Annotated in this window: 27 protein-coding genes; 21 read left to right on the top strand and 6 right to left on the bottom strand. The window is 44.1% G+C overall.

Features of this window, described 5'->3' with window-relative positions; genetic code table 11:
* Positions 1–44 precede the first annotated feature (44 nt).
* Positions 45–1,598 (top strand): FAD-dependent oxidoreductase, encoded by a 1,554-nt coding sequence (locus AC4EG4_RS12970; RefSeq protein ID WP_490979699.1) that lies wholly within the window; start codon positions 45–47, stop codon positions 1,596–1,598.
* Positions 1,599–1,907: 309 nt separating this feature from the next.
* Here the strand turns inward: AC4EG4_RS12970 and AC4EG4_RS12965 are convergent, their stop codons facing one another.
* Positions 1,908–2,429 carry a YceI family protein gene (locus tag AC4EG4_RS12965; protein WP_490979700.1) on the bottom strand — a complete coding sequence of 174 codons (522 nt, stop codon included), beginning with the start codon at positions 2,427–2,429 and terminating at the stop codon, positions 1,908–1,910.
* A gap of 202 nt (positions 2,430–2,631) precedes the next feature.
* Between AC4EG4_RS12965 and murB the strand changes: the two genes are divergently transcribed.
* From murB to AC4EG4_RS12930, 7 genes are all read left to right on the top strand, one after another.
* Entirely contained in the window at positions 2,632–3,549 is a 918-nt protein-coding gene (gene murB, locus AC4EG4_RS12960; RefSeq protein WP_490979701.1) for a UDP-N-acetylmuramate dehydrogenase, read from the top strand.
* 133 nt (positions 3,550–3,682) lie between these two features.
* The gene (locus AC4EG4_RS12955) at positions 3,683–6,049 is read left to right on the top strand and encodes a penicillin acylase family protein (RefSeq protein ID WP_490979702.1); all 2,367 of its coding nucleotides are present in this window, start codon (positions 3,683–3,685) and stop codon (positions 6,047–6,049) included.
* 608 nt (positions 6,050–6,657) lie between these two features.
* A complete protein-coding gene (locus tag AC4EG4_RS12950) occupies positions 6,658–7,260 on the top strand; it encodes a GNAT family N-acetyltransferase (protein ID WP_490988071.1) in 603 nt (200 codons plus the stop codon).
* A gap of 20 nt (positions 7,261–7,280) precedes the next feature.
* A complete protein-coding gene (locus AC4EG4_RS12945; RefSeq protein ID WP_490988070.1) occupies positions 7,281–8,054 on the top strand; it encodes an SDR family NAD(P)-dependent oxidoreductase in 774 nt (257 codons plus the stop codon).
* Positions 8,055–8,150: 96 nt separating this feature from the next.
* Positions 8,151–8,918 carry a WbqC family protein gene (locus AC4EG4_RS12940; RefSeq protein WP_490979705.1) on the top strand — a complete coding sequence of 256 codons (768 nt, stop codon included), beginning with the start codon at positions 8,151–8,153 and terminating at the stop codon, positions 8,916–8,918.
* A gap of 234 nt (positions 8,919–9,152) precedes the next feature.
* Positions 9,153–9,506, top strand: a complete 354-nt coding sequence (locus AC4EG4_RS12935) for a fluoride efflux transporter FluC (RefSeq protein WP_490988069.1) — start codon at positions 9,153–9,155, stop codon at positions 9,504–9,506.
* Positions 9,503–9,835, top strand: coding sequence for a fluoride efflux transporter FluC (locus AC4EG4_RS12930; RefSeq protein ID WP_490988068.1), 333 nt, complete (start codon positions 9,503–9,505; stop codon positions 9,833–9,835). Before AC4EG4_RS12935 ends, AC4EG4_RS12930 begins: the two co-directional genes overlap by 4 nt.
* A 132-nt stretch (positions 9,836–9,967) precedes the next feature.
* Here AC4EG4_RS12930 and AC4EG4_RS12925 read toward each other — a convergent pair whose 3' ends face one another.
* Both AC4EG4_RS12925 and AC4EG4_RS12920 read right to left on the bottom strand, forming a co-directional pair.
* Positions 9,968–10,387 (bottom strand): universal stress protein, encoded by a 420-nt coding sequence (locus AC4EG4_RS12925; RefSeq protein ID WP_490979708.1) that lies wholly within the window; start codon positions 10,385–10,387, stop codon positions 9,968–9,970.
* Positions 10,388–10,400: 13 nt separating this feature from the next.
* Positions 10,401–11,867, bottom strand: a complete 1,467-nt coding sequence (locus AC4EG4_RS12920; protein WP_490988067.1) for a SulP family inorganic anion transporter — start codon at positions 11,865–11,867, stop codon at positions 10,401–10,403.
* Positions 11,868–12,100: 233 nt separating this feature from the next.
* Between AC4EG4_RS12920 and AC4EG4_RS12915 the strand changes: the two genes are divergently transcribed.
* The 3 genes from AC4EG4_RS12915 to AC4EG4_RS12905 are packed head-to-tail and all read left to right on the top strand — an operon-like array spanning position 12,101 to position 15,659.
* The gene (locus AC4EG4_RS12915; protein WP_490979710.1) at positions 12,101–12,457 is read left to right on the top strand and encodes an ArsR/SmtB family transcription factor; all 357 of its coding nucleotides are present in this window, start codon (positions 12,101–12,103) and stop codon (positions 12,455–12,457) included.
* A complete protein-coding gene (locus AC4EG4_RS12910) occupies positions 12,450–14,519 on the top strand; it encodes a heavy metal translocating P-type ATPase (RefSeq protein WP_490988066.1) in 2,070 nt (689 codons plus the stop codon). Before AC4EG4_RS12915 ends, AC4EG4_RS12910 begins: the two co-directional genes overlap by 8 nt.
* A gap of 21 nt (positions 14,520–14,540) precedes the next feature.
* Complete coding sequence (locus AC4EG4_RS12905) at positions 14,541–15,659, top strand: GNAT family N-acetyltransferase (RefSeq protein WP_490988065.1); 1,119 nt, start codon at positions 14,541–14,543, stop codon at positions 15,657–15,659.
* A gap of 142 nt (positions 15,660–15,801) precedes the next feature.
* On the opposite strand, the gene AC4EG4_RS12900 is transcribed toward AC4EG4_RS12905, so the two are convergent.
* Positions 15,802–15,957, bottom strand: a complete 156-nt coding sequence (locus AC4EG4_RS12900) for a lmo0937 family membrane protein (protein ID WP_142827293.1) — start codon at positions 15,955–15,957, stop codon at positions 15,802–15,804.
* A 175-nt stretch (positions 15,958–16,132) separates the two neighbouring features.
* Here AC4EG4_RS12900 and mntR point away from each other — a divergent pair, with 175 nt between their 5' ends.
* The 6 genes from mntR (at position 16,133) to AC4EG4_RS12870 (ending at position 20,884) form a co-directional block, all read left to right on the top strand.
* Positions 16,133–16,555 carry a transcriptional regulator MntR gene (gene mntR, locus AC4EG4_RS12895; RefSeq protein WP_490979713.1) on the top strand — a complete coding sequence of 141 codons (423 nt, stop codon included), beginning with the start codon at positions 16,133–16,135 and terminating at the stop codon, positions 16,553–16,555.
* Positions 16,556–16,576: 21 nt separating this feature from the next.
* Positions 16,577–17,437: a CvfB family protein gene (locus AC4EG4_RS12890; RefSeq protein WP_490979714.1), complete on the top strand. Its 861-nt coding sequence runs from the start codon at positions 16,577–16,579 to the stop codon at positions 17,435–17,437.
* Between the two features lie 181 nt (positions 17,438–17,618).
* Positions 17,619–18,506, top strand: coding sequence for a DUF1002 domain-containing protein (locus AC4EG4_RS12885; protein WP_490988064.1), 888 nt, complete (start codon positions 17,619–17,621; stop codon positions 18,504–18,506).
* A 129-nt stretch (positions 18,507–18,635) separates the two neighbouring features.
* Positions 18,636–19,604: a ring-cleaving dioxygenase gene (locus AC4EG4_RS12880; protein WP_490988063.1), complete on the top strand. Its 969-nt coding sequence runs from the start codon at positions 18,636–18,638 to the stop codon at positions 19,602–19,604.
* Positions 19,605–19,622: 18 nt separating this feature from the next.
* Entirely contained in the window at positions 19,623–19,904 is a 282-nt protein-coding gene (locus AC4EG4_RS12875) for a GNAT family N-acetyltransferase (protein ID WP_490988062.1), read from the top strand.
* Between the two features lie 413 nt (positions 19,905–20,317).
* Positions 20,318–20,884 carry a DUF4064 domain-containing protein gene (locus tag AC4EG4_RS12870; RefSeq protein WP_490988061.1) on the top strand — a complete coding sequence of 189 codons (567 nt, stop codon included), beginning with the start codon at positions 20,318–20,320 and terminating at the stop codon, positions 20,882–20,884.
* An 86-nt stretch (positions 20,885–20,970) separates the two neighbouring features.
* Here the strand turns inward: AC4EG4_RS12870 and AC4EG4_RS12865 are convergent, their stop codons facing one another.
* The gene (locus AC4EG4_RS12865; RefSeq protein WP_490979719.1) at positions 20,971–21,462 is read right to left on the bottom strand and encodes a GNAT family N-acetyltransferase; all 492 of its coding nucleotides are present in this window, start codon (positions 21,460–21,462) and stop codon (positions 20,971–20,973) included.
* Between the two features lie 95 nt (positions 21,463–21,557).
* Between AC4EG4_RS12865 and AC4EG4_RS12860 the strand changes: the two genes are divergently transcribed.
* Positions 21,558–22,010 (top strand): GNAT family N-acetyltransferase, encoded by a 453-nt coding sequence (locus AC4EG4_RS12860; RefSeq protein ID WP_490988060.1) that lies wholly within the window; start codon positions 21,558–21,560, stop codon positions 22,008–22,010.
* Positions 22,011–22,097: 87 nt separating this feature from the next.
* Positions 22,098–22,490, top strand: a complete 393-nt coding sequence (locus AC4EG4_RS12855) for a YbyB family protein (protein WP_490988059.1) — start codon at positions 22,098–22,100, stop codon at positions 22,488–22,490.
* Positions 22,491–22,527: 37 nt separating this feature from the next.
* On the opposite strand, the gene AC4EG4_RS12850 is transcribed toward AC4EG4_RS12855, so the two are convergent.
* Complete coding sequence (locus AC4EG4_RS12850; RefSeq protein WP_490988058.1) at positions 22,528–23,655, bottom strand: MFS transporter; 1,128 nt, start codon at positions 23,653–23,655, stop codon at positions 22,528–22,530.
* A 103-nt stretch (positions 23,656–23,758) separates the two neighbouring features.
* Here AC4EG4_RS12850 and AC4EG4_RS12845 point away from each other — a divergent pair, with 103 nt between their 5' ends.
* Positions 23,759–24,655, top strand: a complete 897-nt coding sequence (locus AC4EG4_RS12845) for a diacylglycerol/lipid kinase family protein (protein ID WP_490988057.1) — start codon at positions 23,759–23,761, stop codon at positions 24,653–24,655.
* 345 nt (positions 24,656–25,000) lie between these two features.
* Complete coding sequence (locus AC4EG4_RS12840) at positions 25,001–25,786, top strand: helix-turn-helix domain-containing protein (RefSeq protein WP_490979724.1); 786 nt, start codon at positions 25,001–25,003, stop codon at positions 25,784–25,786.
* The last annotated feature ends 239 nt before the right edge of the window (positions 25,787–26,025 follow it).

The raw sequence follows: 26,025 nt of genomic DNA, 5'->3' as shown, positions 1-26,025 counted from the left end.
ATTAGGGGTAGACATTTATTAAAAGCTTTTTGAGGAGGAACGGTATGGTGCAGAGTGATAATGCAAGTCGAGTTCCAGAAGAACAGAAATCGTTTTGGAGAGAGTACAAAGATATTCCAAGCTATCCCGCATTGCAGGAAAATGAATCAACAGATATTGCCGTTGTTGGCGGGGGTATGGTTGGAATCATCAGCACCTACTTATTGGCAAAAGCCGGAAAGAAGGTAACTTTAATCGATGCCGGCAAATTAGTCGATGGGGTAACAGGCAATACAACAGCAAAAATTACTGCACAGCATGGCCTTTTTTATTATCCGCTCGTGAAACTTGTAGGCGAGGAAAAAGCGAAGCTGTATTACCAGGCAAACATGGATGGGTTGAAGTTTATTGAAGAAACTGCCAAAGAACTTGGCATCGATTGCGATTTTTCACACCACAACTCTTTCGTCTATGCCAATACAACTGCAGGAGCAAAGCTAGTACAGAAAGAAGCAGAGGCCTACCTGCAATTGGGCATTGACGGGGAACTGGCAAAAGACGAAGTAGAGTTGCCGTTTCATGTGGAAGATGCTATCGTCATGCGCAACCAGGCTCAGTTCCATCCCGTGAAGTTTTTGGCTGGATTGGTCAAAGAGATTGACCGGCTTGGCGGGAAAATCTACGAGCAGACCCGTGCTGTAAAGATTTTGAGCAAAAAAGATCCCGTTATTCAAACCGAAAACCTGTCACATTTGTCGTGCAATAAAGTGATTGTCGCCACACATTATCCGTTTAACGATTTTGACGGCATGTACTTTTCACGCTTATCGGTCAATCGCTCATACGCCATTGCAGCTAAAGTGAGTGGCAACATTCCGAACGATATGTATATCAGTGGAGACATGCCATCCCGTTCCCTGCGCTATGCGCCAGGAGACGATGGGGAAAAGCTGCTGCTGATTGGCGGGGAAGGCCATGCAACAGGAAAAAGTTCAAGCGAAACGATGGAGCATTACCACAACTTGGAGAAGTTTGGCGAGGAACATTTCGGCATTCAGGAAATCCCATACCGCTGGTCATCTCAGGATATGACCACGCTCGACCAGATTCCTTATATTGGGACCATCACTGCCGGCTATGACAATATATTGGTCGCGACCGGCTTCCATAAATGGGGAATGTCCAACGGCGCACTAGCCGGTATGTTGCTGACCGATCAAATTTTGGAAAAGGAAAATCACTACGCACCTGTTTTCAGTCCAACCCGCCCTAAAATGAAAGCGGTGGATGTTGCGAGCTTTGCGAAAGACAATGCCTCGGTTGCTAAGGAACTGGTCAAAGGAAAGCTAAAAAGAGCCTCAAAAACCGTCGAAGACCTTGGCAAAGACGAGGGGGCGCTGGTTAAAGTCGGCAAGAAAAAAGCGGGCGGATACCGGGATGAATACGGCCAGGTCCATTTGGTGGATACAGCCTGTACGCATATGGGCTGCGAAGTTAATTGGAACGATGCCGAACGTTCATGGGATTGTCCATGCCACGGTTCCCGCTTCTCCTATACAGGCGATGTACTGAATGGTCCGGCAGTTAAACCATTGCCAAAAATTGAGCAGGAATACTGAAAAGCGAAAGCTGCCGTGTAGATTCGACAGGCATAAGACGCTCCGGCGAAGCGGCGTTTCTTCAGCCGCACAGCCGGAGTGGCTTATGACCCTAGAGTCTGGCAGGTGGAGCTGGACAAATAGAAAAGCGAAAGTTGCCTAACATCTGATGCTAACCGTTGCGACTTCCTGTCGCAACGGTTAGCTGACCTGCATCCTGCGGGCCTCCGACGGGCATAAGACGATAAATGAAGATATGGACACTAAAAACGTTCAATAAAAAAGCAGTGCGAGGAAAATTCCTCACACTGCTTTTTGAATGTCTCTTTATTATGCTGGGTTGCCTTCTAATTCTAATGTGATTTTGATGTCTTCGCCAACCATTACGCCGCCTGTTTCAAGCGCTTGGTTCCAAGTAAGGCCAAAATCTTTGCGGTTTACTTTGCCTTCTACGTTAAACGCGACTACTTCTACGCCCCAAGGGTTCGTGCCTTTGCCGCCGTATTCTACTTCAAAAGTAGCCGGACGTGTAACGCCTCTCATCGTAAGGTCGCCAGTCATTTCGTACTCGCCGCCTTTTTTAACGATGTCATTAGCTTTGAATGTGATGTATGGGAACTGCTCAACATCAAAAAAGTCAGCTGAACGCAAGTGGTTGTCGCGGTCAGTATTGTTTGTGTTGATGCTTGCTACGTCAATTTTAAAGTCAATCAATGCATTCTGAAGATCTTCTTCGTTTGCTTCTACATTCGCTTCATAAGATGCGAAAGAGCCTTTTACTTTTGAGATCATCATGTGTTTTACTGAAAAGCCGATTTCTGAGTGCGCCGTGTCTACTGTCCATTTTTTCATGTTAAATTCCTCCTAGAAATGTTGTTCTAAACTAAATATAACGGCAATAAATCTCAAAGTCAATAGTTTTTAATTAATAATTCTCGAATTCGAGATATTATTTTATTGGACTTTTGGCCTGAACCTGGCTATATTGCTTGTCAAATCAGGATGAAAATTGGATACTAGTAGAAGCCATAAGTTTAGAAGGGATTTGCTTTAGATGACGAAACAACAATGGTTGACGGATCTGCGAGGTTTTTTGGCAGATGATCACGTCAAGATGGATGAACCGCTACACCTTCATACATTAACTAAAATGGGTGGGCCTGCTGATATTTTTGTAACACCGACGACAGAAGATGAAACTGCTTTTACTGTGAAGTATGCATATACTAACAATATTCCATTACTGCTCCTTGGAAATGGATCAAACATGGTCGTCCGTGATGGAGGATTTCGTGGAATCGTTCTGACTTTAAAGAGTTTACAGGCAATCTCCATTGACGGTACGACAGTCTACGCGCAGGGCGGGGCAAACATTAAAAAAGTGTCAAAAGTTGCTGCAGCCAGACAGCTGACAGGATTTGAATTTGCTTGCGGAATACCAGGTTCTATTGGCGGCGCCATGGCGATGAATGCAGGTGCTTACGGCGGAGAAATAAAAGACGTCATTCAACAGGCAACTGTCCTTTCAAAAGAGGGCGAAAAGCTGATTTTGTCCAAAGAAGATTTGGAGCTTGGCTACCGGAAAAGCATCATTACGAAAAAAGGATTTTATGTCCTATCCGCTGAGTTTGAGCTGGAAGTCGGCAAGCAAACGGTCATTGATGCCAAAATGACAGAATTGACGTTTCAGCGGGAAACAAAACAACCGTTGGAATTTCCTTCTGCAGGCAGCGTTTTTAAACGTCCACCAGGCAATTTTGCCGGCAAGTTAATTCAAGACAGCGGCCTTCAGGGACGCGGCTTCGGTGGAGCAGAAGTCTCTACGAAGCATGCTGGTTTTATTGTTAACAAAAACAATGCATCTGCGAACGATTACATCCAAACGATTGAAATGGTGAAAGCGGCTGTACAAGAAAAATTCGGCATTGATTTAGAGTTGGAAGTGAAAATTGTCGGAGAAGATCAAGTTTGATTGAAAGATGTCCCATAGCGGGGCGTCTTTTTTTGTGGGGAAATAAACTGTTTTATACAGATTTATTCTTTTCAAAAAAGGGATTTATCCTTCGCCAGTCGAATAAAGCACCATAAGAAAAGGGGGCAAGATAATGGGAGAGAAAGTGAAAAACAAAAGATGGCTAAAATGGCTTCTTGGAGTTATTGGAATTCTGGCAGCAGTTGCAGTTGCAGCGCTTATTTTTGTAAACGTTTACATAGGGAAGTCGAAACCGCTTATTGAAGGAGAAGCGGCAGTTGCGGTACTCGACAGCGATGTGTCGGTTATCCGTGACGATATGGGTGTACCGCATATTCAAGCAGATACAGATGCTGATCTTTACCGGGCGCAAGGATATGTGCAAGCCCAGGACCGGATGTTTCAGATGGACCTGTCCCGCAGGCAGGCTAGCGGCAAATTAGCGGAAGTAATTGGAGCAGATGCGGTGGATACGGATAAGTTTTTTCGGACTTTCAGTTTGCGGGATGCTGCGGAAAAATCCTGGGATGGCTATGATGCAGAAGCCAAACAGGTTTTGGAATGGTATGCAGAAGGAGTCAATGCCTATATGGAAGAGGCCAAGAAAGATGGCAAACTAAGCTTTGAGTTTGCTTTGCTTGGCTACGAACCAACGGAATGGACGCCTGTCGACTCCCTGACAATCGGCAAGTTCATGGCCTACGATCTCGGAGGGCACTGGAATACGCTGGCCGTCCGCCACTGGGCGTTGAACGAATTCCCAGAAGACAAAGCTCGCGAGTTGTTTATCTCTTACCCGGAAATTGCACCGTCAATTTTGGCAGCAAACAAAGAGCAGCCTGTCCAAGTGGCTGGGGAATTCGATGCCTCGGTTATTCCACCTGAATTTAACGGCAGCAACAACTGGGTAGTATCCGGAGACAAAACGGCAAGCGGAAAACCATTGCTTGCGGACGATCCGCATCTTGGGCTCAGCACGCCGTCCATCTGGTACCAAATGCATTTGGAGTCACCGGAACAAAATGTCAGCGGCGTTATTTTTGCCGGAATCCCAGGCATCATCCTGGGCCATAACGAAGAGATCGCTTGGGGCGTCACCAATGTCGGACCGGATGTTCAGGATCTCTACATCGAAACGCCAAATCCTGATGATCCGACCCAATTCCAGTATGAAGGCGAGTGGGAACAGGCGGAAGTCAGAAATGAACCGATCAAAGTGAAAGGCGGGGAAACCGAAGAGTTCGAAGTGCTAGTAACAAGGCATGGACCTGTCGTTTCCAATGTCCTGTATGACGAAGAAGAGCCAGGGGCGGTCTTTTCGATGCAGTGGACTGCACTGGAGCCGACACTGGAACTGCAGGCCGTATTGAACTTTAACAAAGCATCCAATTGGGAAGAGTTTGAATTGGCACTGGAAGATTTCCAGGCGCCTGCTCAAAATTTTGTCTTTGCATCTACAGATGGCACAATTGCCTACAAAGCAAATGGGCGCATCCCAATACGGAAATCCGGCGACGGCCAATTGCCAGTTCCAGGAGATTCTGCCCAATACGGCTGGGATGGCTATGTGCCGTTTGATGAATTGCCGATGTCAGTCAATCCGGAAAGCGGGTTTATTGCCACAGCAAACAATGAAGTGATTGATGATTCCTACCCTCATCACATTACCGACTTTTGGGCGCAGCCATATCGCTACGAACGAATTGCCGAAGTGCTGGAAGCATCGGATGATCTGACGGCACAGGATATGATGGAACTTCAGATGGACCAACAGAATTTATATGCAGCTGAATTTTTAGAGGACATGATTTCCACCGTACGCAACGAGACGGATGAATACAATGAGCTGCTCACCGTGCTTGAAGAATGGGATCAAGTTGACAGTGAAGATCAGGCTGCGCCACTGATTTTCCACAAATGGATCAAACAGCTGCCGGAAACCTTATTGTCGGCTGAATTTCCAGAAGACGTTTTCGATATGTTGGCGGGCAAAAATCACATCACTGATGAAATGATGCGAAGTGCGTTTGCCGGCGAAGAAGGCGTTTGGGTAACGGAATACGGCGGCGCTGAAAAATGGCTTGTGGATTCACTGGCAGCGGCAGTTGAAGAAATAGAAGAAGAACAAGGAAATGATTCGGCAGATTGGGCGTGGGGTGAGCATCATCAATTAACGTTCCCGCATCCGCTTGCCGGTGCTTCACCTATATTTGCAGAGTTTCTTAACCCGGATCGGGTGCCAATTGGCGGATCCAATGTTACGGTGCAGGCTGCTGCATCGACACCGGAAGGCGATGTTGATCATGGGGCCTCCTGGCGTTTTGTAGCGGATCTTGCCGACTTATCGAGTGCTTATCATATCGTGGGGCCTGGCTTAAGCGGACACATGAAGTCGGATTACTTTCATAACCAAGTGGACGATTGGGCAGAGGGCAGATTTCACGAAACTGAAATTATGGATGATATTGAAGGGGCAACATTACTATTAAAAGCTCAGTAAGTTGGAGTTGAAAGTGTTTGGTATGGTTCATTTTGATGTTGGATGTACCCCCATCGGTCTCCGTAGCAATGCAGAATTAAAACGGAGCTCGAGTTTGAGGAGTGCGAATTTTATATAAAAGTAGTATGAATGGATTACTGGTCCCTCAAGGGAATTATTGTTCGAAGTCTAAATAAAAGAGTTGGTGCTTTGAGGTGCTCAGCTCAAATTAAAAATCAATCAAACCGAAGGTCAATTAAAGCTCTTGATGGATGATCTGTCTTATTCCATCGGGGGCTATTTGTTGATTTTGCTCTGCACGAGTAGAGTGCAGAGCGTCCACATCTATAAAGCCGATAACTTATATATTGCTCTAAAAATATTTTCTAAATTATCAGTAATATTGATTCAAAAGTATGATAGAATGAAAAAAGATGGGATATTTAAGCAGAAAGAAGTGAGTTAATAGGTGGTGAATGAGTAAAATAGTCTGATTAAGCTGTAAAAGTAGAGAAATGCTTCAGGAAACAAAAAATTGAAGGCGAACGTAATATGCTTGGCTTATAGTCGCCAGAGCTTGTGGAAGATATCAGGCGATTCACCAATACTTGCAGAAAGAAGGGGCAAAGATGAACATTACAGGAAAAAAAGTTACGCTGCGTGCTTTAGAGAGAGAAGACATGGAGGAGTTAAAGAATTTTCATAACGATCCTGAAATAGCCAATCTCATTGGAGGCTGGTCTATTCCAATTTCTTCCGAGCAACAGAACAGATGGTTTGATCGGTTGACATACGACGATCGAAATTTGCGGCTTGCAATTGACACAAAAGAAGATGGCTTTATCGGCATTTCCAATATTACCAATATCGATTTGAAAAATCGCTCTGCCCATCACGGCATTTTAATTGGGAAAAAGAATATGCGTGGGCATGGCTACGGGCGCGATACGGTTATGACTACAATGAAATATGCTTTTGAAGAACTGCAGTTGCATCGTCTTGACGGTGATATTGTCGAGCATAATATTCCTTCTTATAATTTATTCATTAAAAAATGCGGCTGGGTAGAGGAAGGGCGAATCCGTGATCACGCCTACCGGAACAACAGATATTATGACCGGCTTATAGTAGGAATTTTAAAAAGCGAATATGAAGAGCTCTGTGAAATAAACGGGTATTGGAAAAACGAAAAAATTATAGATTCTGCAGCTGGAGAATTTATTGGTAGATGACGCTGAAGGAGGGGAAAAAAGTGGCTGATAGACTAAAAGATCGGGTAGCCGTGATTACAGGCGCAGCAGGATCCCTCGGGAAAGCTGCAGCTGAAATTTTTTTAGAGGAAGGGGCCAAAGTGGCGCTCGTTGATTACGATGAGCAGTCGTTGTCAACTCTTGTAGAACAGCTCAGCTTTCGAGGAGAAGTGATGGGCATCGTGGCAGATGTAACTTCGGAACCGGCTGTTTCGAGTTACGTAGAAGAAGTGATTGGAAAATGGGGAAGAATAGATATCTTTTTAAACAATGCAGGGGTGCTAGGAAAAGTGGCTGCCTTAGTGGATCAGACAGTAGAAGACTTTGAAATGATTATGAATATCAATGTGAAGGGAGTCTTTCTGGGATTGAAACATGTGATGCCAGTCATGATTGAGCAGCAGAGCGGCAGCATCATTAATACTTCTTCAGTATCAGGTCTCATGGGCAGCAGCAGGAATTCACTTTACTCGGCCACTAAACATGCAGTTGTTGGTCTGACAAAAACGGCAGCCCTGGAAGCTTCAAGTAACTCAGTCCGTGTCAATTCTATCCATCCGGCCCCATTGGATTCAGACATGATGCGGAAAAACGAAGAAAGCATCAATCCCGATGACCCTTCAGAAGTTCGAAGCAGAATATCTTCCCGTATCCCGTTAGGAAGATATGGAACCATGAACGAAGTTGCAAAGTTGATCTTGTTTCTGGCAAGCGAGGATTCCCAATTTATCACTGGCAGCCAATATAGAATAGACGGAGGGATGGGTGCCCGTTGAAATAGGTAAATAGAGCACCTATGATAAAGTGATTTCTAGACGTGAAGACCCTGTTCAAAAGGAATGGATGAAAGTATTAGGAAAGGAGTTAATGACATGGCGTATGGGATTAAAGAGGATGCGGATCATTTAAAGCAAAGAAATTTTTCTGGGTATATGAAACTTGTATTGATGCAACCTTATTTTTTCCCTTATATCGGGTATTTTACTCTAATAAAATATGCAGATGTATTTGTTGTTTTTGACACAGCACAATACATTAGAAGAGGGTGGATAAACAGAAATCGGATATTGGGTCCATGCGGGGAACCTGTTTACATAAATGTTTCCACGATAAAATCACCTCAAAATACGATGATCAAATCAATTAAATTGAGTGAATCTGCTGAATGGAAACAAACAATTTTGAAAAACTTGGAAGTTTACAAAAAAATAGCGCCTTACTATGACGAAGTCTTGAACCTTTTGAGCAATTGTTTGGATTATACAACAGACAGTTTAGCAGAATTTAACACTAACGCCCTTATACAAGTGTGTGAATTTTTAGGGATTGATCATAATATAAAATGGCTTTCTGATTTAAATATTGAGTTTAAAGAGATCCAAAAGCCTGATGATTGGGGATTGCAGCTTTCGGAATTTTATGGGGCAAATATGTACATAAATGCTCCAGGAGGGCAAGGGATATATAGTAAAGAAAAGTATTCCCAACATGGGATAGAATTGGCTTTCTACACTTCGCAATTGCTGCCATATGACCAAAAACAGGGATCTTTCCATAAAGGCCTGTCGATCCTCGATGTATTGATGTTCAATAGCAAGAATGATGTCAATAAGATGATTGATGCTTATGAGGTTTTATAAACTGAGTTAGTTGAATAACAGAAGAAACCGGGTCAGCTGCTTTAGAAAAGCAGTTTTCCGGCTTAATTGCTCTATGTATGCTTAAAACTGATCCGTATGAAATTAAAACAAGAGGAACTCTGCTGATTAAATTTCTCCAAGTACTCGCCGCCGAAAAAGTCCTTGAAGTGACAAATAAACATTGTTTTTTTCAATAAGTTATACTGAAGAAAAACAGATGCGGGGCGTTTGGAAATGAAGAGGATACTGGCGGTAGGGCTGGGCGGGACGATTGGCGCGTTGTTGCGTGCAAGTATATACATGGCGGTTGCAGGAGGGCTTGGGCTTTGGATCGTCAATATAGTGGGCAGTTTTTTGATAGGATTAGCGGCAATTCGCTTGGCACACCAGTCAGCAGAGGTTCGGTTATTGGTGTCAACAGGTCTAGTAGGATCATTTACGACTTTTTCCGCGTTTTCTGCTGACTGGTTTCACTACCTTGAGTCATCCCTTTGGTTCGGACTGATGTTTGCTGGGAGCATGACAGTGGTTTGCATTGCCTCTGCGGCTGCGGGACTGTGGATTGGCCGAAGAGGGGTGTCGCTATGATCGGGATTGCGATTGGTGGATTTTTAGGAGCCATCACGCGTTATCTGTTCTACTTGCTGGTTGAAAGCCGGTCGTGGCAGCCAAAAGCCGCCACTTGGCTGGTCAACAGCATCGGTTCATTGGTGCTTGGCGCGTTTGTTGGCAGCGGCAGCTTGTCGGCTTTCTGGATCACAGGCTTTCTTGGAGCCTTTACCACATTTTCAACAATGGCTTTAGATGCTGTCAAAGATTTTGAAGATGGCAAATGGCTGCAGGGCAGCAGATATATCATTGCCACTTTAGCGAGCGGCCTTTTATTATTCAGCCTTGGCTACGTCTTGATGCAATAAATTCGGACTCTTCCTGCGATCCCAGCAGGAGGAGTTTTTTCGTGAACGACCACAAATCCGGATAAACGACCGAAAATTAAAAACATACAAAAACTCAGCCGCTTTTCGCAAGTTCACGAAAAGCGGCTGAGTTTATTTGACGATAATGACAGGAGCTTGAACGCGTTTGGCCACTTTATGGCTGACGCTGCCGAGCACCATTTCCTGAAGCGCGTTCAATCCGCGGCTGCCGATCAATACGACATCATAGCCGGTTTCATTGGCGTGCTTCACAATGGTTGGACCCGGAACGCCATGCAGTGTTTTGGTTTCAAAATCAACCCCAGAAGAACGAAAGATTTCTTCGAGCGGCACTAAATGCTTGCGGCGTTCCAAGTGGACTTGGTCGCTGCTTTGGCCATGAAGAATTTCAGTTCGTGCTTTTTCGTAATCGATGACGTACAGCAAGGTAACGAAAGCTTGTGGATTGGCTTTAGCCATTCGGACGGCTTCGTGAGCGGCTCTTTTTGAATGGTCGGAGCCATCCGCTGCCACTAAAATTTTCTCATACATTGGAGCAACCCCCTTAATGTGTGCTCTTGCCTGCCTGCCCGTAAGTCGCTAATTTATCTACGAGTTTTTGGCTGGACGCATTCAAACCAACAATTTCGACAGTTTGTCCCTGCGCTTGCAGTTTATTCATGACTCGGTCGATTGCCCCGACGCCTGAGTCGTCCCAGACAGTGGCATCTGAAAAATCCAGGATGATTTCTTCGGAAGCATCTACTTTATCAAATGCAGAAACAAAGTCCTGGGAAGAAGCGAAAAACAATTGTCCGTGTATGGTATATCTATTCGACGCATTGCTTTCCAATCCTTCTTTGCGGATGTCCACTTTGGAAATTTTGGCGGCAAACAGCAAAGCACTTAAAATAACGCCGGCAAATACGCCTTTGGACAAATCATGGGTGTAAACGACCACCACAACTGTCAGCAGCATCACGATCGCATCTGCTTTCGGGGCAGTCGCTAAATACTTGAACGAGCCCCAGTCAAAAGTGCCGATACAGACCATAACCATAATGCCCGCCAAGACCGGCATCGGAATTTGGACTACCCAGTTGCCGAGGACGATGATCAGGAACATCAGGAAAGCGCCGGCAGTAAAGGTAGATAGACGGCCGCGGCCGCCGGACTGGACATTGATGCCAGACTGGCCGATCATGGCACAGCCTGCCATTCCGCCAAAAAATCCGGTAATGACATTGGCAATGCCTTGTCCGCGTGCTTCCTGGTTTTTGTCCGAATCGGTTTCTGTTGCATCATCTATAATGGAGGCAGTTAATAGGGACTCCAGCAAGCCGATGATAGACAAAGCCAGTGCGGTTGGAAAAATGATTTGCAAGGTTTCAAAGTTGAATGGCACATTTGGAATAAAGAAGCTTGGCAAAGTTTGTGAAATAGTGCCAAGACTGCCGACATTCTGCATGTCGATGCCACCGTACATAACAATTCCTGTGAGAAAGAGGATCGCGATCAAAGGTGCCGGGATCGCTGTGAAAAAACGCGGCAGGATGTAGACAATCGCCAGCGTGATGCCAACAAAAACGTAAGTGAGCGTGTTGATCCCAAAAATGAACGGCACTTGCGCCATGAAAATCAAGATAGCGAGTGAATTTACAAAGCCGATCATGACGGCACGCGGAATGAATTTCATAAAGCGGGCAACTCTCAGTACGCCGAAAATCAATTGCAGCACACCCGTCAGGATGGTTGCTGCCAGTAAATAGTCGAGTCCATGGTCGCGAACCAGTAAGACCATCGCCAGTGCCATGGCACCGGTCGCCGCTGAAATCATGGCCGGTCTTCCGCCAACAAACGAAATGATGACGGCGATGGAAAACGAAGCATACAAGCCTACCATCGGGTCGACACCTGCGATGATGGAAAACGCGATGGCTTCCGGAATCAGTGCGAGTGCAACAACAATTCCAGCCAAAATGTCTCCGCGGATATTGCCGAACCATTGTTCTTTATAAGATAAGGTATTCAAAAACGTCCACTTCCTTCTATATTAAATATGCCGATTTTTTACTCTCTGGTGCGTCATGAACCGGTTGTTGTTTCCTAGTCGACGCAAGCTTTCTATGCAATAACTTTAAAACTGTATCACCTTTTTTTAGGTAAGTAAATATGATTCATTCAAATATCCATTTGACCGTAAGGTGGTGGGTAGATATACTGAAGAAAACAATCAAACATCTATTTGAATGAAGAGGTGATGGCATGAAAGAAGTATGTGAAGTGACGAAAGTTCATCCGGAAGCGGTCGAACGTGTCCAAAAACAGATGACCGATTTAAGCGATGTTGCAAGTTTATTCAAAGCGCTGGCAGATGAAACGCGATTGAACATTGCGTACGCCTTAACAATAGAAGAAGAAATGTGTGTTTGTGATATTGCTGCAGTTATTGGATCGTCTACAGCCACAGCATCGCATCATTTGCGTTACCTCCGCGAGCGGGCTTTGGCGAAATCTGAGCGCAAAGGAAAACAGATTTACTATTCCCTTTCAGATGATCATGTCCGGCAATTGGTGACCATCGCCCATGAACACACGAAAGAAGGTAATGGAAATGGTTAAAACCTACCGCCTTGAAAACTTATCGTGTACCAGCTGCGCGGCCAAGTTTGAAAAAAACATCCGGAATTTGCCAGATATAAAAAACGTCAATTTGAACTTTGGTGCATCCAAACTGACAATCGATGGGAATGCAACGATTGAAGCGCTTGAAAAAGCAGGCGCCTTTGACCATATAAAGGTTTATCCCGAAAAAGAAAAACTGCAGCACGTTCCGTTCTATCAGCGCCGCCAGACGATCGAGACGGCTCTTTCGCTCTTGTTGCTGATTGCAGGAATTCTTGTGTCATTCCAGACTAGTGAAACGCATCCGTGGTCCATCGCACTGTTTGGCGGTTCCATGGCAATTGGCGGTTACCACATGTTTTTGACAGGGCTGAAAAATCTCAGCACCTTCCAGTTTGATATGAAAACATTGATGACCATTGCGATCATTGGTGCTGTTATTATCGGGGAATGGCGTGAAGGCGCGGTTGTCGTTTTCCTTTTTGCTGTTAGTGAAGCATTGGAATCATTTTCAATGAACAAAGCGCGCCAGTCAATCCGCAGCATGATGGATTTGGCTCCAGCACGTGCGCTCATTCAACGCAGCGGTGAATTGGTCGAAATGGATACGGAAGACATCCGTATTGGAGACATTTTAATCGTCAAACCCGGGCAAAAAATTGCCATGGACGGAACGGTTCTCAGTGGTCAATCTGCCGTCAATCAGGCAGCCATTACCGGAGAATCGATTCCTGCAATCAAAACTGTCGGAGATGATGTGTTTGCCGGAACGATGAATGAAGAAGGTGCACTTGAAGTGACCGTTACCAAACGTGTGGAAGACACCACCATCGCAAAAATCATTCATCTGGTGGAAGAAGCGCAGGCGGAAAAAGCACCGACTCAGAAATTTATTGATCAGTTTGCTAAATACTATACACCGGCCATCATCGCTATCGCTTTTTTTGTCGCTATAATTCCGGGGTTTGTGACCGGAAACTGGGAACTATGGGTTTACCAGGGCTTGGCAGTGCTTGTTGTAGGTTGCCCATGTGCGCTGGTTGTGTCAACCCCGGTTGCGATTGTCACAGCGATCGGTAATGCTGCGCGTCAAGGGGTGCTCATTAAAGGCGGCGTGCATTTGGAAGAAACCGGACGGATCAATGCCATCGCTTTCGACAAAACGGGAACCTTGACCAAAGGCTATCCGGAAGTGACGGACGTCTCGTCCCAGGACACAATCACCGATGAAGAACTGTTGAAACTGGCAGCATCCGTTGAAGCCATGTCGCAGCATCCTTTGGCAAAAGCCATTACAAAAGCATCAGCGGGTGTCTATGCTTCCGAAGGGTTTAATTCTGTAACCGGCAAAGGCGCCTATGCAGATGTCAATGGACAGATCGTTTATGTTGGCAGTTTGGACTGGGCAGAAGAAAAAGGTTTACGCATTCCGGCAAAGGCCCGGAAATTGCAAGAAAGTGGAAAGTCCGTTACTGCCGTATTTTCAGAAACGGAGCTGCTTGGAACGATTGCAGTCGCAGACGCCATCCGAAACGAAAGTCCCTCAATTATCAAAAAGTTGCAAGCGATGGGAATTCGTCAGACAATCATGCTGACTGGCGACCATCCGGCAACGGCAAAAGCAATTGCCGCTGAAATCGGTGTAACAGATGTCCGTGCAGGATTAATGCCGGAAGACAAACTATCTGCCATTAAAGAGTTGAAAACGCAGTACGGTCGAGTAGCGATGGTCGGTGATGGCATTAACGATGCACCAGCGCTGGCAGCATCCAGTATCGGCATTGCAATGGGTGGGGCAGGGACAGATGCTGCGCTGGAAACGGCAGATATTGCTTTGATGGCAGACGATTTAGAGAAACTTCCCTATACAATTCGACTTAGCCGAAAGACATTGCGTATAATAAAAGAAAATATCGTCTTTGCATTAGGGCTCAAGATCCTTGCATTGCTGTTGATTATTCCGGGCTGGCTAACACTGTGGATTGCGATCTTCGCAGACATGGGTGCCACACTCTTGGTAATCTTGAATGCATTGCGTCTTGTGAAAGTTCAGAAGTGAGGTACGTTTGGGGGTTTTGTGTTGAAGTTAACAGAATGGACGATGGAAGAGCAAGAGCAGCTGATTCATTTTATGACGACAAATTCATGGCCTTTTCATGGACATGAGCATCCAGTCCGGGCTTTGATTGAAAAAACGATTGAAGAAGGCGGCTATAAGTCAGATCAAGTGACAACGTTTTGGATTGAAAATGAAGAAAATCAGCAGATTGGCTTAGTAAAAATATTCGATTTGCAGGATGACATTCCGCTATTTGATTTACGGATTGCCGATCCTTACCGCCGCAAAGGCTACGGCCCAAAAGCATTAAAATTGGTCGCTGACTTTGTCTTTTCATTGCCGGAGAAGAAAATTCGATTGGAAGGCAATACACGACATGATAATTTTGCGATGCGTAAAGCTTTTGAACGAACTGGTTTCGTGAAAGAAGCACATCTTCGACAAGCCTGGTTTTCGCCAAGAGAGAACCGCTACTACGATGCGGTAACGTATGGCATGACACGGGAAGATTGGCAAGCGGGCATCACAACGCCGGTGCTGTGGGACGACGCCATCATCGAATCCAAAGAACCGCCGTTCAATCCGGTATTGCTCGATTTTCCAGATGAATTCGAATCGGAGCGGCTATTGATCCGTGCACCGAGACGTGAAGATGCGCAAGCGAGCTACGAAGCGGTTATGCATTCGCTGGAAGCGTTTCGTCCGTGGCTGCCATTTGCCCAGCAAAAACCGGATCTGTCTGAAACGGAAGCGACTTTGATTGAAGCTGCGGCCGACTTTAAGCTGCGCAAAGACTTGCGACTGCATTTTTTCCTGAAGGAAAACGGGCAGTTTATCGGATCTACAGGACTTCACCGCATTGACTGGGAAGTCCGTAAATTTGAGATTGGCTATTGGGTCGACAGCCGATTTGAAGGCCAAGGGTTTGTCACAGAGGCAGTAGAACGCATTACGCGCTTTGCGTTTGAAGAACTCGGCGCTAACCGTGTTGAAATTCGCTGCGATCCGGACAATGTCCGCAGCCGCGCAGTTGCCAACCGCCTGCATTTTGAACTGGAAGGGGTTCTGCGCAACGATAAAGTCTCACGAGTCGGCAACAAACTTCGGGATACCTGTGTGTATGCGAAAATTAGGGAATAATAAACGTTTCAAAAACAGGAGAAAACCAATCGGTATTGGTTTTCTCCTGTTTTGATTAGAGCTATTAGGCAAATAAAAAAGTTGCCCCAAGCCGTTTACTTCAGCTTTTGAGACAACTTTTTATGTTTAATCGTTGCTAAGGCTATACGCCTTTACGTCCAGTAACCAAGTTGATAACTAAAACGATTGCTGCAATGATTAAAAGAATGTGTATTAGTCCGCCTGCTACGTCCAATAAGAATCCGACTAGCCATACTACGATAATAACCGCTAAAATAATCCAAAGAATGCGTCCCATGTTTTTCACCTAACCTTTCGTTGATAAGTAATTTGTGTATAGTAGAATATACCCTAAAGACAATTGTGTTAAACCTTTCTGAAAAAACGGACTGTTGTCAGGGCACTCAAGTCCAGTTGTTTCAATGATGGCGGTATAGTAAACTGAACATAGCTACGTGAGGGAGGAAAGAATTTTGCCTACTCCAAGTATGGAAGACCATATTGAAATCATTTACTCATTAATTGAGCAAAAAGGCTATGCGCGCGTATCAGATATCGCGGAGGCCTTATCGGTGTTGCCTTCTTCTGTCACCAAGATGGTGCAGAAGCTGGATAAAGATGGCTACTTGATCTACGAACGCTATAGAGGCCTTGTACTGACGCCAAAAGGCCAAAAATTGGGCAAGAGGCTGTTGCAGCGGCATGGCCTGCTTGAGCAGTTTCTTCGTGTTATTGGTGTGGAAGAAGAACGCATCTATGGAGACGTGGAAGGAATCGAACACCACTTGAGCTGGAATTCAATCGATCGGATTGCCGATCTGGTCCAATTATTGGAAGAAAGCCCGGATTTCAGGGACAAACTTGAACAGTTGAAACAAGAAGGAAAAGACAGTTAACAAAAATAGGAGGATCATAATATGGCTTTACATCCAGGATTAAAAGCAATGCTACAAGTAAAAGACCGTTCCACATCGCAATGGATCTTATCAGATGGTTCAGGCGACGAGGTAATGATGAACGCGTCCGAAATAGAAGAGGGACAGGAAATCGGAGAAGAGATTGAAGTTTTCCTTTACCGTAACCGCCAAGGAGGCGTTTCGGCGACACCGATGATTCCTCACATTCTGCCAAGTGAGTATGGCTGGGCAAAAGTATTGAAAGTGTCTCAACGAGAAGGCGCCGTAGTGGATATTGGCACAACGCGGGAAGTATACTTACTGCCTGCAGATCTTCCGCAAATCCTGGAATTATGGCCGCAGCAAGGCGACCATATTTTCATGACGCTCCGTACAGATCGCCATGGCGACCTATACGGACGCCTTGCAACTGAAGAAAAAGTTTTGGAATTGATGCAGCCCGCACCAGAAACGGCGTTTAACCAAAATCTGCAGGCACGCGCGTATCGCTTGTTGCCGGTTGGTACCTTCATGTTGTCTGTTCCGGAAATGTACCGGATTTTCGTCCACGAAACCGAGCGGGAAGAAGAACCGCGCCTGGGTGAAGAAAAAACGGTTCGCATCATTGACGTCAAAGACGATGGCACGCTAAACGGTTCTTTGCTTCCAAGAAAACAGGAGCGCTTGTCAGATGACGCAGATGAAATCATGCGTTATCTCGAAGAATCAGGCGGCAAAATGCCATTTACCGATAAATCTTCGCCGGATGAAATCCTTGAAATTTTTGGCATGAGCAAAGCGGCATTCAAACGTGCGCTCGGCAAATTATATAAAAACCGCCAGATCATTCAAGAAGAAGGCTGGACCAAGTCGACCAAGTAACGCAACCTTTTCAAATTAATTTCGTATTTATAGAAGTTGAACTATTAATCTTTTACACAGATTCTTTGCAAAACCGCTCGGCTTTCAGGGTCATATGATACGGATATTGCTCTAAGAGCGGGAAGATCGTAATAATTCTTAAGTTCAACTGGTATTAATTTGGGGAAGGGGCAATTAAAAAATGAAAAAACTACTTACTGTTATAGCCATACTGTTTGCGTTGTCTGTTACGTTGCCGTCATACAGCTCAGCAAATGTCGGCATCAATGAAAAGTTCGGTCTGCCAATCGTTGTATACGGAGGCGATTTATCAGCCGATGAAAAAACATCTGTTGCCGATAGCTTGGATGTTGCAGGAGAAGCCGACGTGGAAGAAATTGAAGTGACCGGCGAGGATTTGGTTAACTACATTGAAGACGGCGATTCCCGTGCCAATATGTACTCATCTGCGAAGATTATCCGTAAAGATGAAGGAGCAGGTTTGGTCATTGAAATCGTCACGCCTGACAACATTACACAAGTTACCTCTGAAATGTACGCCAATGCCATGCTGACTGCGGGTATTGAAAATGCTACTGTCGAAGTGGCAGCACCGAAAGCAGTAACTGGACATTCAGCACTTGTAGGAATTTATAAAGCCTATGAAGTAAACGGCGAAGAATTGGACCCGGAACGGACAGATGTTGCAAATGATGAATTGACCGTTGCAACTGAACTTGCAGACGGCGGCGTTGAAGATGCCAAAGTCAGCGAACTGTTGACAGAAATCAAAAAGCAGATTGCTGAACAAAATCCAGCCACGCGTGAAGAAGTGGAACAAATTGTCGAAGATCAGTTGAACAATCTGCAAATCGAGTTAAGCCCGGAAGACCGCCAATTATTGGTGGATTTGATGGACCGCATTCGTCAACTTGATATTGATTTTTCGCAATGGTCAACGCAATTGGAAGATTTGAGCCAAACCATTGAAGACCAAATCGGCACAATTGTGAACGATGAAGGATTTTGGGAAAGTGTAAAAAGTTTCTTCCGAAATATAGCCGATACAGTACGCGGTTGGTTGAATTAAGTGGAACGAGCAAACCTTGAAAACAAGGCTTGCTCGTTTTTTAATGGAGTTTAATGGCTTGCGAACAGTAAAAGACAGTGATAATATGAAATTAATATCTCGAATTCAAGATAAATGGGAGGAATTTAAATGAAATTAGAAGGAATTCATCACGTTTCTGCTTTAACAGCCAATGCTGATGCCAATCATGATTTTTTTACACGCATATTGGGCATGCGCTTAGTGAAGAAAAGTGTCAATCAGGACAATCCATCTTCATACCACTTATTTTATGCTGATGCTGTGGGAACTCCAGGCACTGATATGACGTATTTTGATATTCCGATGGCCGGACGTACACATCCAGGGGTTTCGAGTATCAGCAACACAGCATTCCGTGTAAAGAGTGAAAATGCACTGGATTACTGGATCAATCGCTTTGACGAATTGCAGGTTCCTCATGGCCATATTGAAAAGCGCTTTAACCGTTCAACCTTAACGTTCCAGGATTTCGAAGGTTCGAGATTAATGCTGGTTGTTGACGATGGCAGCGGAATTGGATATGGAATACCTTGGGAAAGAGCTGGAATTCCGGAAGAATTTGCGATTGTCGGATTGGGGCATGTTCGTTTAACGGTCCGGAAAAGTGAGAAAACAGCATCCGTGTTGACAGACATTATGGGGTTTGAACTAGTGGGGGACTACCCGTCTACTGTAGAAGGACAAAAAGATATTTTGGTCTTTTCGACAGGAAAAGGAGGGCCTGCTGGCGAAATACACTTAGAAGAACGTTCAGACCTTCCGCCGGAACGTCCGGGAAGAGGGAGTGTCCATCACGTGGCGTTCCGAGTGAAAACGTACGAAGATTACAGCAAGTGGAATGACTATTTGCGATCAAATGGTTTTGTCACTTCAGGTGAAGTAGACCGTTATTACTTTAAGGCAATCTATTTCCGTGAACCCAATGGCATTCTTTTCGAGTTATCGACAGATGAGCCGGGATTTGCGACAGATGAGTCAATGGATGCTTTAGGAGAAGAGCTGGCGCTGCCGCCATTCTTAGAGCCGAAACGTGCAGAGATCGAAGCATCTCTTCGGCCATTAAGCATCAATCAGTGAATAGGAGGAGAAGGGGAAATGGATTTTAAATTAATCGAATTGGGCAGCGAAGAGTTTGCTTATCGTTTAGAAGAAGAAGGAAAGACAAAGGCAGAAATCACATGGACAGAATTGGCAAACGTAATGGTCATCGAGCACACATTCGTCGATGAATCGCTGCGCAACCAAGGATTGGCTAAAAAGCTGTTAGACCGGGCCGCAGACTACGCACGCGAACACGATTATAAAATGGAACCCGTTTGCTCGTACGCTGTGACGGCTTTTGACCGTTACAAAGAATACGATGACGTCAAAATATAAAAAAGATCCTGATGCCATAAAACTGCCATCAGCTGTTCGCGAGAACGGAATAAAGAACACACAAAAAGCAATCCGCTGTCAGTCGAGTGGATTGCTTTTTCTAATTAAAAAACATTATGTAGTTATTCATTCGGTACCTCCGCTTTAGATGCTAGTGATAAAGAAAACGATTGCCGTTAAAACTGAAGCTCCTCCGATGCCGTACAAGAAATCTGCTTGGTTAAAAATGATGTTTTTTTCCATTATTTAGAACCCCTTTCAAATGTTTGATATTAATAATCTACCCGCACCTCAATTTTTTAAACAGGTTTTATTAATTTTATTACGGGAACATTGTAATATAAGAAACCAAATCCCCATTGATACGTATACTAATGCAGGGATTCAAAGTAAAAAAAGAAGAGGTGGATTAAATGGAGCAAAACACAGTCAACAGAGCGGGAGAGAAAGTGCTCGGTATTATCGGAATTATTTTAAACATTTTAGTTATTGCATTGATCGGCTTTGCAATGGCGAGTTATGCCAGTGTCGAGGGAACACCCGAATTTCAACAGTTTATAGAAGACGAGATCATGTCGGATCCGGCGTTCTCAAATCCGGAAGAAGCCCAAATGGTTGTTGATATGATCTCCTCAAGCTTTGGTGTAGTGGGATGGACGTTAATTGCACTGTTAGTATTGAGTACAATCTTTGCAATTCTTGCTTTGGTCAATCTTCGGAAAAATGGAAAAGCGTCTACTGCAGGTATATTCTTTATTCTTGCTGGGGTTTTTGATGGATTGTTGTCGTTAACATCTATTATTTTCTACATTGCTGCAATTATGTGTTTCGTTCGCAAACCACGTGTACAAACCAATCAAAATTCGCGCGATGATGATTTTAAATACCAGGAAGATCAGCTTCGCAGAAAAGAAGAGTCGGTACGGCGCGATGAGACGCCAACACGCAATGATGACGATACACCTTACCGTCCGCTGTAAGGAGGCAACAAGGTGAAAATAGAAAGAGACGGTTAGGCATGCGTGCCTAACCGTCTCTTTTACTGTTTCTGCAAAAAAAAAACCACCTATAAGGCAGCTTCTTTCAAATGATAAACATATTTAGCTGTTTGCAAAGGATGTCCTTCGAATAGCTCTTCGAATTCCTCTAAAAATTTAAAGCCGTTTGCTTCATAAAAGTTTCGGCCTTTTGTATTTTCGCTTTCCACATAAACGAATAGCTGGTTGCCGTTAAGCAAATAGCTTAAGCCGCTGTTAAGCAATTGCTTGCCATAGCCCGAGCGCTGAAATTCCGGCTTCATGTAAATGGCGATTAACTCTGCGTCGCCATCTTCATCCACTTTCGTAAAATTAGCAAAGCCGACGGGCTGACCTTCATGTTCTGCTAATAAGATAATTGTTCTTTTTAAACGCATCTCCATCATTGGAGTAGAATAAGACTTATCCAGAAAACTTTGTTGGACGGTAGAGGGAATGATGCCAGCATATGTATCATTCCAGCTAATTTTGGCAATTTCCTGAACAGATGTGATATCTGCGGATGTACCGGTTCGAATCATGCAATCACCTCTGAAATTCTTTCTGCAATCATATCAAAAAAAGAGCCCAATAGCCACTAATGTGGAATAATAGAAGCAAAAGGAGGATGCATGATATGAACTGGAAGACCTATCAATTCGACGAACTAGCAGCGAGAAAACTATATGAAGTATTAAAGCTCCGAGTAGAGGTATTTGTGGTGGAACAAAATTGTGCTTACCCGGAACTTGATAATTTAGATCAGCAGTCTGTTCATTTGCTTTACAGTGAAAATAATGAAGTTCTGGCCTACGCACGATTGGTCCCGGCAGACGTCAAATATGACCTGCCATCTATTGGACGGGTCATTGTCCGCAAAGATGCCCGAGGGCGTGGACTGGCGAAAGAATTGATTGAGAGAAGCGTTGATTACATTTTGACAGAATGGAAGGCAACCGCCATTCAATTACAGGGGCAGGTTTATCTTCAGGAGTTTTATCAATCATTTGGGTTTGAACCTGTATCTGACAGTTACGATGAAGATGGAATTCCACATATTGATATGAAACTTACGCACATCAAAATGTAATACTTTTGACATGTAAAAGAAGGTTAACTTCATGAATATAAGGGTAAATATTAAATATCAAACAAAATTCAAAGAGGAGTGCTGCAAATGGCAAGAGGAAGAGGTCTTTTATTGGCAGGATTGGCTGCTGGAGCATATGCATATTTCAAGAATCCCGAAAACCGTGAAAAAGCCACAAAGGCATTCAATAATACGAAAGTGAAGGTGAATTCTTATATGGAATCACAAAACCTTGATAAAGACGGCAACCCGATTTCGAAAACTACTGAAGAGCCAAGTACCACTGAAAAACGTGAAAACAAAATGGTCGCAGAAGGCGGAGCATCAGCGAGCGTTCAATACTACAATGAGCAGCAGCAACACAAGCAAGATAAAGAAAAAAGCGATGTAAAGCTGTCGTCAAACGATAACAGCAGTGAAAAAGCTGAAAACACCACTTCAGCCGCTTCAGAAAATAAAATCGGCACAGATAACTTATAAGAAAAGGATGGTCCCAGACCATCCTTTTTATTGACTATTATCTTTTGCGGCTTATCGCATTCAACGCGGCAACAACAAACAATAGCGAACCGCTGACGAGAAAACCTTGGTTCGGGTTTAATGCAAAGAATCCTATAATGCTGGAGCCGGCCACGACACCAATCGAAAAGAAGGCGTAGAAATACCCATATGCCCGACCGCGTGATGCAGTGTTTGTCGAGTCGATCAAAATGGAATTGATTGAAGGGAACAATAATGCGAAGCCAAGTCCATAAGTGCACATGCTGGCATAGAGCAATGTTTCAACAGCTGCAGCACTAAGGGAAAATAGAGAAGAGCCCATTAGTGCAAACCCGGCAATTAACGTATAAATTGGTTTGGCAGCATCGAAAATCCGGTTGACCGGAAGCAGAAACACCAGAATGGCTGAAATTCCGAAGGTGCTCAGCAGCAACCCGCTGAGCTGCGAATTCAGCCCAAGCGACTCGATTTTAAGCGGTAACATATAAGCGAGAACACCTTGTGAAAACATCAGAAAAAAAGCACCTGTAAAAGATCGAATCAATCCGATATTTCTTAGGACATCTCCAAACGAAACATGATTTTTAATAACGGGCTCTTTCTTTATAATGGTTTGCCGCAATGTGAAAAATGCAGCAACTCCCAGTAACAAGATTAGCGTGCCTGTAAGCAGCATGGTTTGGGGAACATCGTTGCGGCTCGCATAAATGGCTCCATAAGCGGGTCCAATTATGGCCGCCAAACCGACAAAGGCACCTGATATAGCCGCACCTTTTCCGCGTTTTGAAGACTCGGTGCGGTTGGCCAAGTACGTAAAAGCTGCAGGTACTGTGAGGCCGGCAGCAAGACCGTGAAAAAATCTGACAGCCAGCAAACTGTAAGGTCCATCTACGGCAGCGTAAGTAAATAAGGCAATGCTGGTCGATAGCAAGCCGATCACTAAAATTGCAAAAGGACCTTTTCGATCGGAAAAAATACCGGAGATAAGGTTTCCGAATGTATTGGATAGCGAATACATCCCAACTGCCAGCCCTGCGATAAAAGGACTGGCTCCTAAAGACACAGCATAAGTGCTCATAATGGGAAGTTGGGCAAACAAGTCGAAAAAAGTGAAAAAGATAATAACATAAATAAAAAGGCGCAAGACAGCTCCTACTTTCTTGGACAAATCGCAGTTAGTCGTTTTGTTCACCCTGATATCGGGATAAAGATAGCTATAGCTGTATTATACCATCGGAGGTCTGATGATGAAAAAAGCAATGTTTATATTAAACCCATCTTCTGGAAAAGAGCGTGCTGCGGAATACCGTGAAGACGTAGAAGAAATGCTTGCTTCAATGGGATATGAAGTAGATACAAGAGAAACGCAGAAGGCAAAAGACGCTACCCATTTTGCTGCTGAAGCCTGTGAAAAGGAATATGATTTTGTTGTCGCAATGGGTGGGGATGGCACGATAAACGAAGCGGTATCCGGTTTGGCGGAACAGCCGCATCAGCCCTTGTTTTCGTTGATCCCACTGGGCACTGTCAATGATTTTGCACGTGCTTTAGGGATCTCGCTGGATCCGCCGGAGGCTATCGAAGCCCTTAAAACCGGCTATGAAAAGCGAGTGGACATCGCCAAAGTCGGAGACCATTTCTTTATGAATATATTGGCAATTGGAGATATTGCAGAATCCACCTATGATGTTGATCCTGAATTGAAAACCAAATTGGGTGCTTTAGCCTATTTTGTCGAAGGAATAAAAGCCGTTACGGCAGATACAGAAACTTACTTTGAAATCGAGCATGACCATGGAGTATGGTCAGGAGAAGCAAAACTGGTCTTGGTCGCGTTGACAAATTCAGTAGGCGGTTTTGAGAAGTTGGCACCGGAAGCATTAACTGATGATGGTCTTTTGCATTTGTATATTGTAAAAAATGCAGCTTTGCCAGGATTTATCCGCATTGCCACTTCCGTTATAAGAGGGAAGCTGGAAGAAGATCCTTCTGTAGAGGCCGTCCATACAACAAAAGTATCGATTAAAACCAATGAACCCTTGTCTTGTAATATAGATGGAGACGAAGGCGCCACCACTCCATTTGTCATCGAAGTATTGCCGAGGCATATTCGGGCACTTATCCCACCTGATAAAGACGAATGAAAGCAAAATGCTTTACCGAATAGTTTTCTGGGGATAAACTTAATGATTCAATGGACGCTAAACAGGAATTTAGGGCAATCAGTCTTTTTCTGACGTTTGCTTTATATTCCTGTTAAACTTTTGCTTAGATAAAGTGAAATGAAACCTTTTTAAAAAGAATACGTTATATATAGTATAAATTTTGTATTAAAACATTACTGATGGCATAAGAGGGGGTTTTGATTAATAGAACAAATTACATAAAAAAATTACAAAATTAGCAGCATAACTCTATTCTTTTTGGCTATTTCAGTATATAGTTGAGGTATTGCTGCAAAAACTTGTAAAAAGAAAGACGGGGAAACGATGAATATTATCACAGCACCATCTATTCAAGAAACGGTTTCGAAAATTTTTATGACTGAAACAGAAAATTTAAACCAAATTGAAGGGTTGGATAAATTTTTTGAAATCGAAACACAGTTAATGTACGAGATTCATCATTTGGAAAAAGAACGGGCTAAAGAAACATTGCGAGAATTAATCGACATGCTTTCGCTTCGTTCGGAAAAAGACATTATCCGCTCTATCCGCAACTATTACATCATTTTATCTTCTGTCATGGCACGCAAACTTTATGAAATGCGTGTACCTCCTAAAAAAGCATTCGCTTTCAACTCGGCTTGTGTGGAATTAGTAGATAAGCACATGAATGATTCAGAATTTATGTTTGTAGCTGATGAACTGATTGAGTTCTTTGTATCGATTATCTCTGAACGCAAACAGCCTTCTTTTGGTCATCAGACAGTAAATAAAGTCGTGATCTACATCAACGATGAAGTAGAGCGTGATTTATCAGTTGAAGAAATCGCCAAGCACTTCAGTATTTCGACAAGCCATTTGTCCCGTATTTTTAGAGAACATGCTGGCATTACGCTTGTTGAATATTTAAACGTTCGCCGTGTTGAAGAATCTCAATACTACCTTCGCCACTCGGATAAAGGCATTTCCGATATTTCCAAGCAATTTCATTTCTGTAACCAAAGCTACTTTACGCGGATTTTCAAAAAATATACTGCCGTCACACCAAAGCAATTCCGTGACAGCCAACACATTCCATATTTCCGCTACACATTGCCTAATGCCAAGTAAGGAGAAGAAATTCTCCTTTTTTTCTTGCTCATTTTTCATTTAAGTCAAGTTGGGTTTGTCTGATTCAATAAGTAGTCTTTCAACTGTTGGAATTGCTGTCTGCAAGCGCTGCGAATGCATAGTTGAGCAGTAAATCAGCGATCCATCTTGCGGTATGGAAAGCCGTAATGTTGTCACAAAAATTAAAAAAACCAAGAGTGTTCTATCCATGGATTGAATTTTGTCGCGCTTATCGTTAT

The organism is Planococcus sp. TJ-201 (assembly GCF_058268495.1).
This window is presented reverse-complemented; position numbering and strand designations above follow the sequence as displayed.

What these genes read in the sequence shown, in the direction of transcription:
- AC4EG4_RS12970 (WP_490979699.1), top strand. Translation starts at nt 45, where the DNA reads ATGGTGCAGAGTGATAATGCAAGTCGAGTTCCAGAAGAACAGAAATCG.
- AC4EG4_RS12965 (WP_490979700.1), bottom strand. Translation starts at nt 2,429, where the DNA reads ATGAAAAAATGGACAGTAGACACGGCGCACTCAGAAATCGGCTTTTCA.
- murB (WP_490979701.1), top strand. Translation starts at nt 2,632, where the DNA reads ATGACGAAACAACAATGGTTGACGGATCTGCGAGGTTTTTTGGCAGAT.
- AC4EG4_RS12955 (WP_490979702.1), top strand. Translation starts at nt 3,683, where the DNA reads ATGGGAGAGAAAGTGAAAAACAAAAGATGGCTAAAATGGCTTCTTGGA.
- AC4EG4_RS12950 (WP_490988071.1), top strand. Translation starts at nt 6,658, where the DNA reads ATGAACATTACAGGAAAAAAAGTTACGCTGCGTGCTTTAGAGAGAGAA.
- AC4EG4_RS12940 (WP_490979705.1), top strand. Translation starts at nt 8,151, where the DNA reads ATGGCGTATGGGATTAAAGAGGATGCGGATCATTTAAAGCAAAGAAAT.
- AC4EG4_RS12935 (WP_490988069.1), top strand. Translation starts at nt 9,153, where the DNA reads ATGAAGAGGATACTGGCGGTAGGGCTGGGCGGGACGATTGGCGCGTTG.
- AC4EG4_RS12930 (WP_490988068.1), top strand. Translation starts at nt 9,503, where the DNA reads ATGATCGGGATTGCGATTGGTGGATTTTTAGGAGCCATCACGCGTTAT.
- AC4EG4_RS12925 (WP_490979708.1), bottom strand. Translation starts at nt 10,387, where the DNA reads ATGTATGAGAAAATTTTAGTGGCAGCGGATGGCTCCGACCATTCAAAA.
- AC4EG4_RS12915 (WP_490979710.1), top strand. Translation starts at nt 12,101, where the DNA reads ATGAAAGAAGTATGTGAAGTGACGAAAGTTCATCCGGAAGCGGTCGAA.
- AC4EG4_RS12910 (WP_490988066.1), top strand. Translation starts at nt 12,450, where the DNA reads ATGGTTAAAACCTACCGCCTTGAAAACTTATCGTGTACCAGCTGCGCG.
- AC4EG4_RS12900 (WP_142827293.1), bottom strand. Translation starts at nt 15,957, where the DNA reads ATGGGACGCATTCTTTGGATTATTTTAGCGGTTATTATCGTAGTATGG.
- AC4EG4_RS12890 (WP_490979714.1), top strand. Translation starts at nt 16,577, where the DNA reads ATGGCTTTACATCCAGGATTAAAAGCAATGCTACAAGTAAAAGACCGT.
- AC4EG4_RS12885 (WP_490988064.1), top strand. Translation starts at nt 17,619, where the DNA reads ATGAAAAAACTACTTACTGTTATAGCCATACTGTTTGCGTTGTCTGTT.
- AC4EG4_RS12880 (WP_490988063.1), top strand. Translation starts at nt 18,636, where the DNA reads ATGAAATTAGAAGGAATTCATCACGTTTCTGCTTTAACAGCCAATGCT.
- AC4EG4_RS12875 (WP_490988062.1), top strand. Translation starts at nt 19,623, where the DNA reads ATGGATTTTAAATTAATCGAATTGGGCAGCGAAGAGTTTGCTTATCGT.
- AC4EG4_RS12870 (WP_490988061.1), top strand. Translation starts at nt 20,318, where the DNA reads ATGGAGCAAAACACAGTCAACAGAGCGGGAGAGAAAGTGCTCGGTATT.
- AC4EG4_RS12865 (WP_490979719.1), bottom strand. Translation starts at nt 21,462, where the DNA reads ATGATTCGAACCGGTACATCCGCAGATATCACATCTGTTCAGGAAATT.
- AC4EG4_RS12860 (WP_490988060.1), top strand. Translation starts at nt 21,558, where the DNA reads ATGAACTGGAAGACCTATCAATTCGACGAACTAGCAGCGAGAAAACTA.
- AC4EG4_RS12855 (WP_490988059.1), top strand. Translation starts at nt 22,098, where the DNA reads ATGGCAAGAGGAAGAGGTCTTTTATTGGCAGGATTGGCTGCTGGAGCA.
- AC4EG4_RS12845 (WP_490988057.1), top strand. Translation starts at nt 23,759, where the DNA reads ATGAAAAAAGCAATGTTTATATTAAACCCATCTTCTGGAAAAGAGCGT.
- AC4EG4_RS12840 (WP_490979724.1), top strand. Translation starts at nt 25,001, where the DNA reads ATGAATATTATCACAGCACCATCTATTCAAGAAACGGTTTCGAAAATT.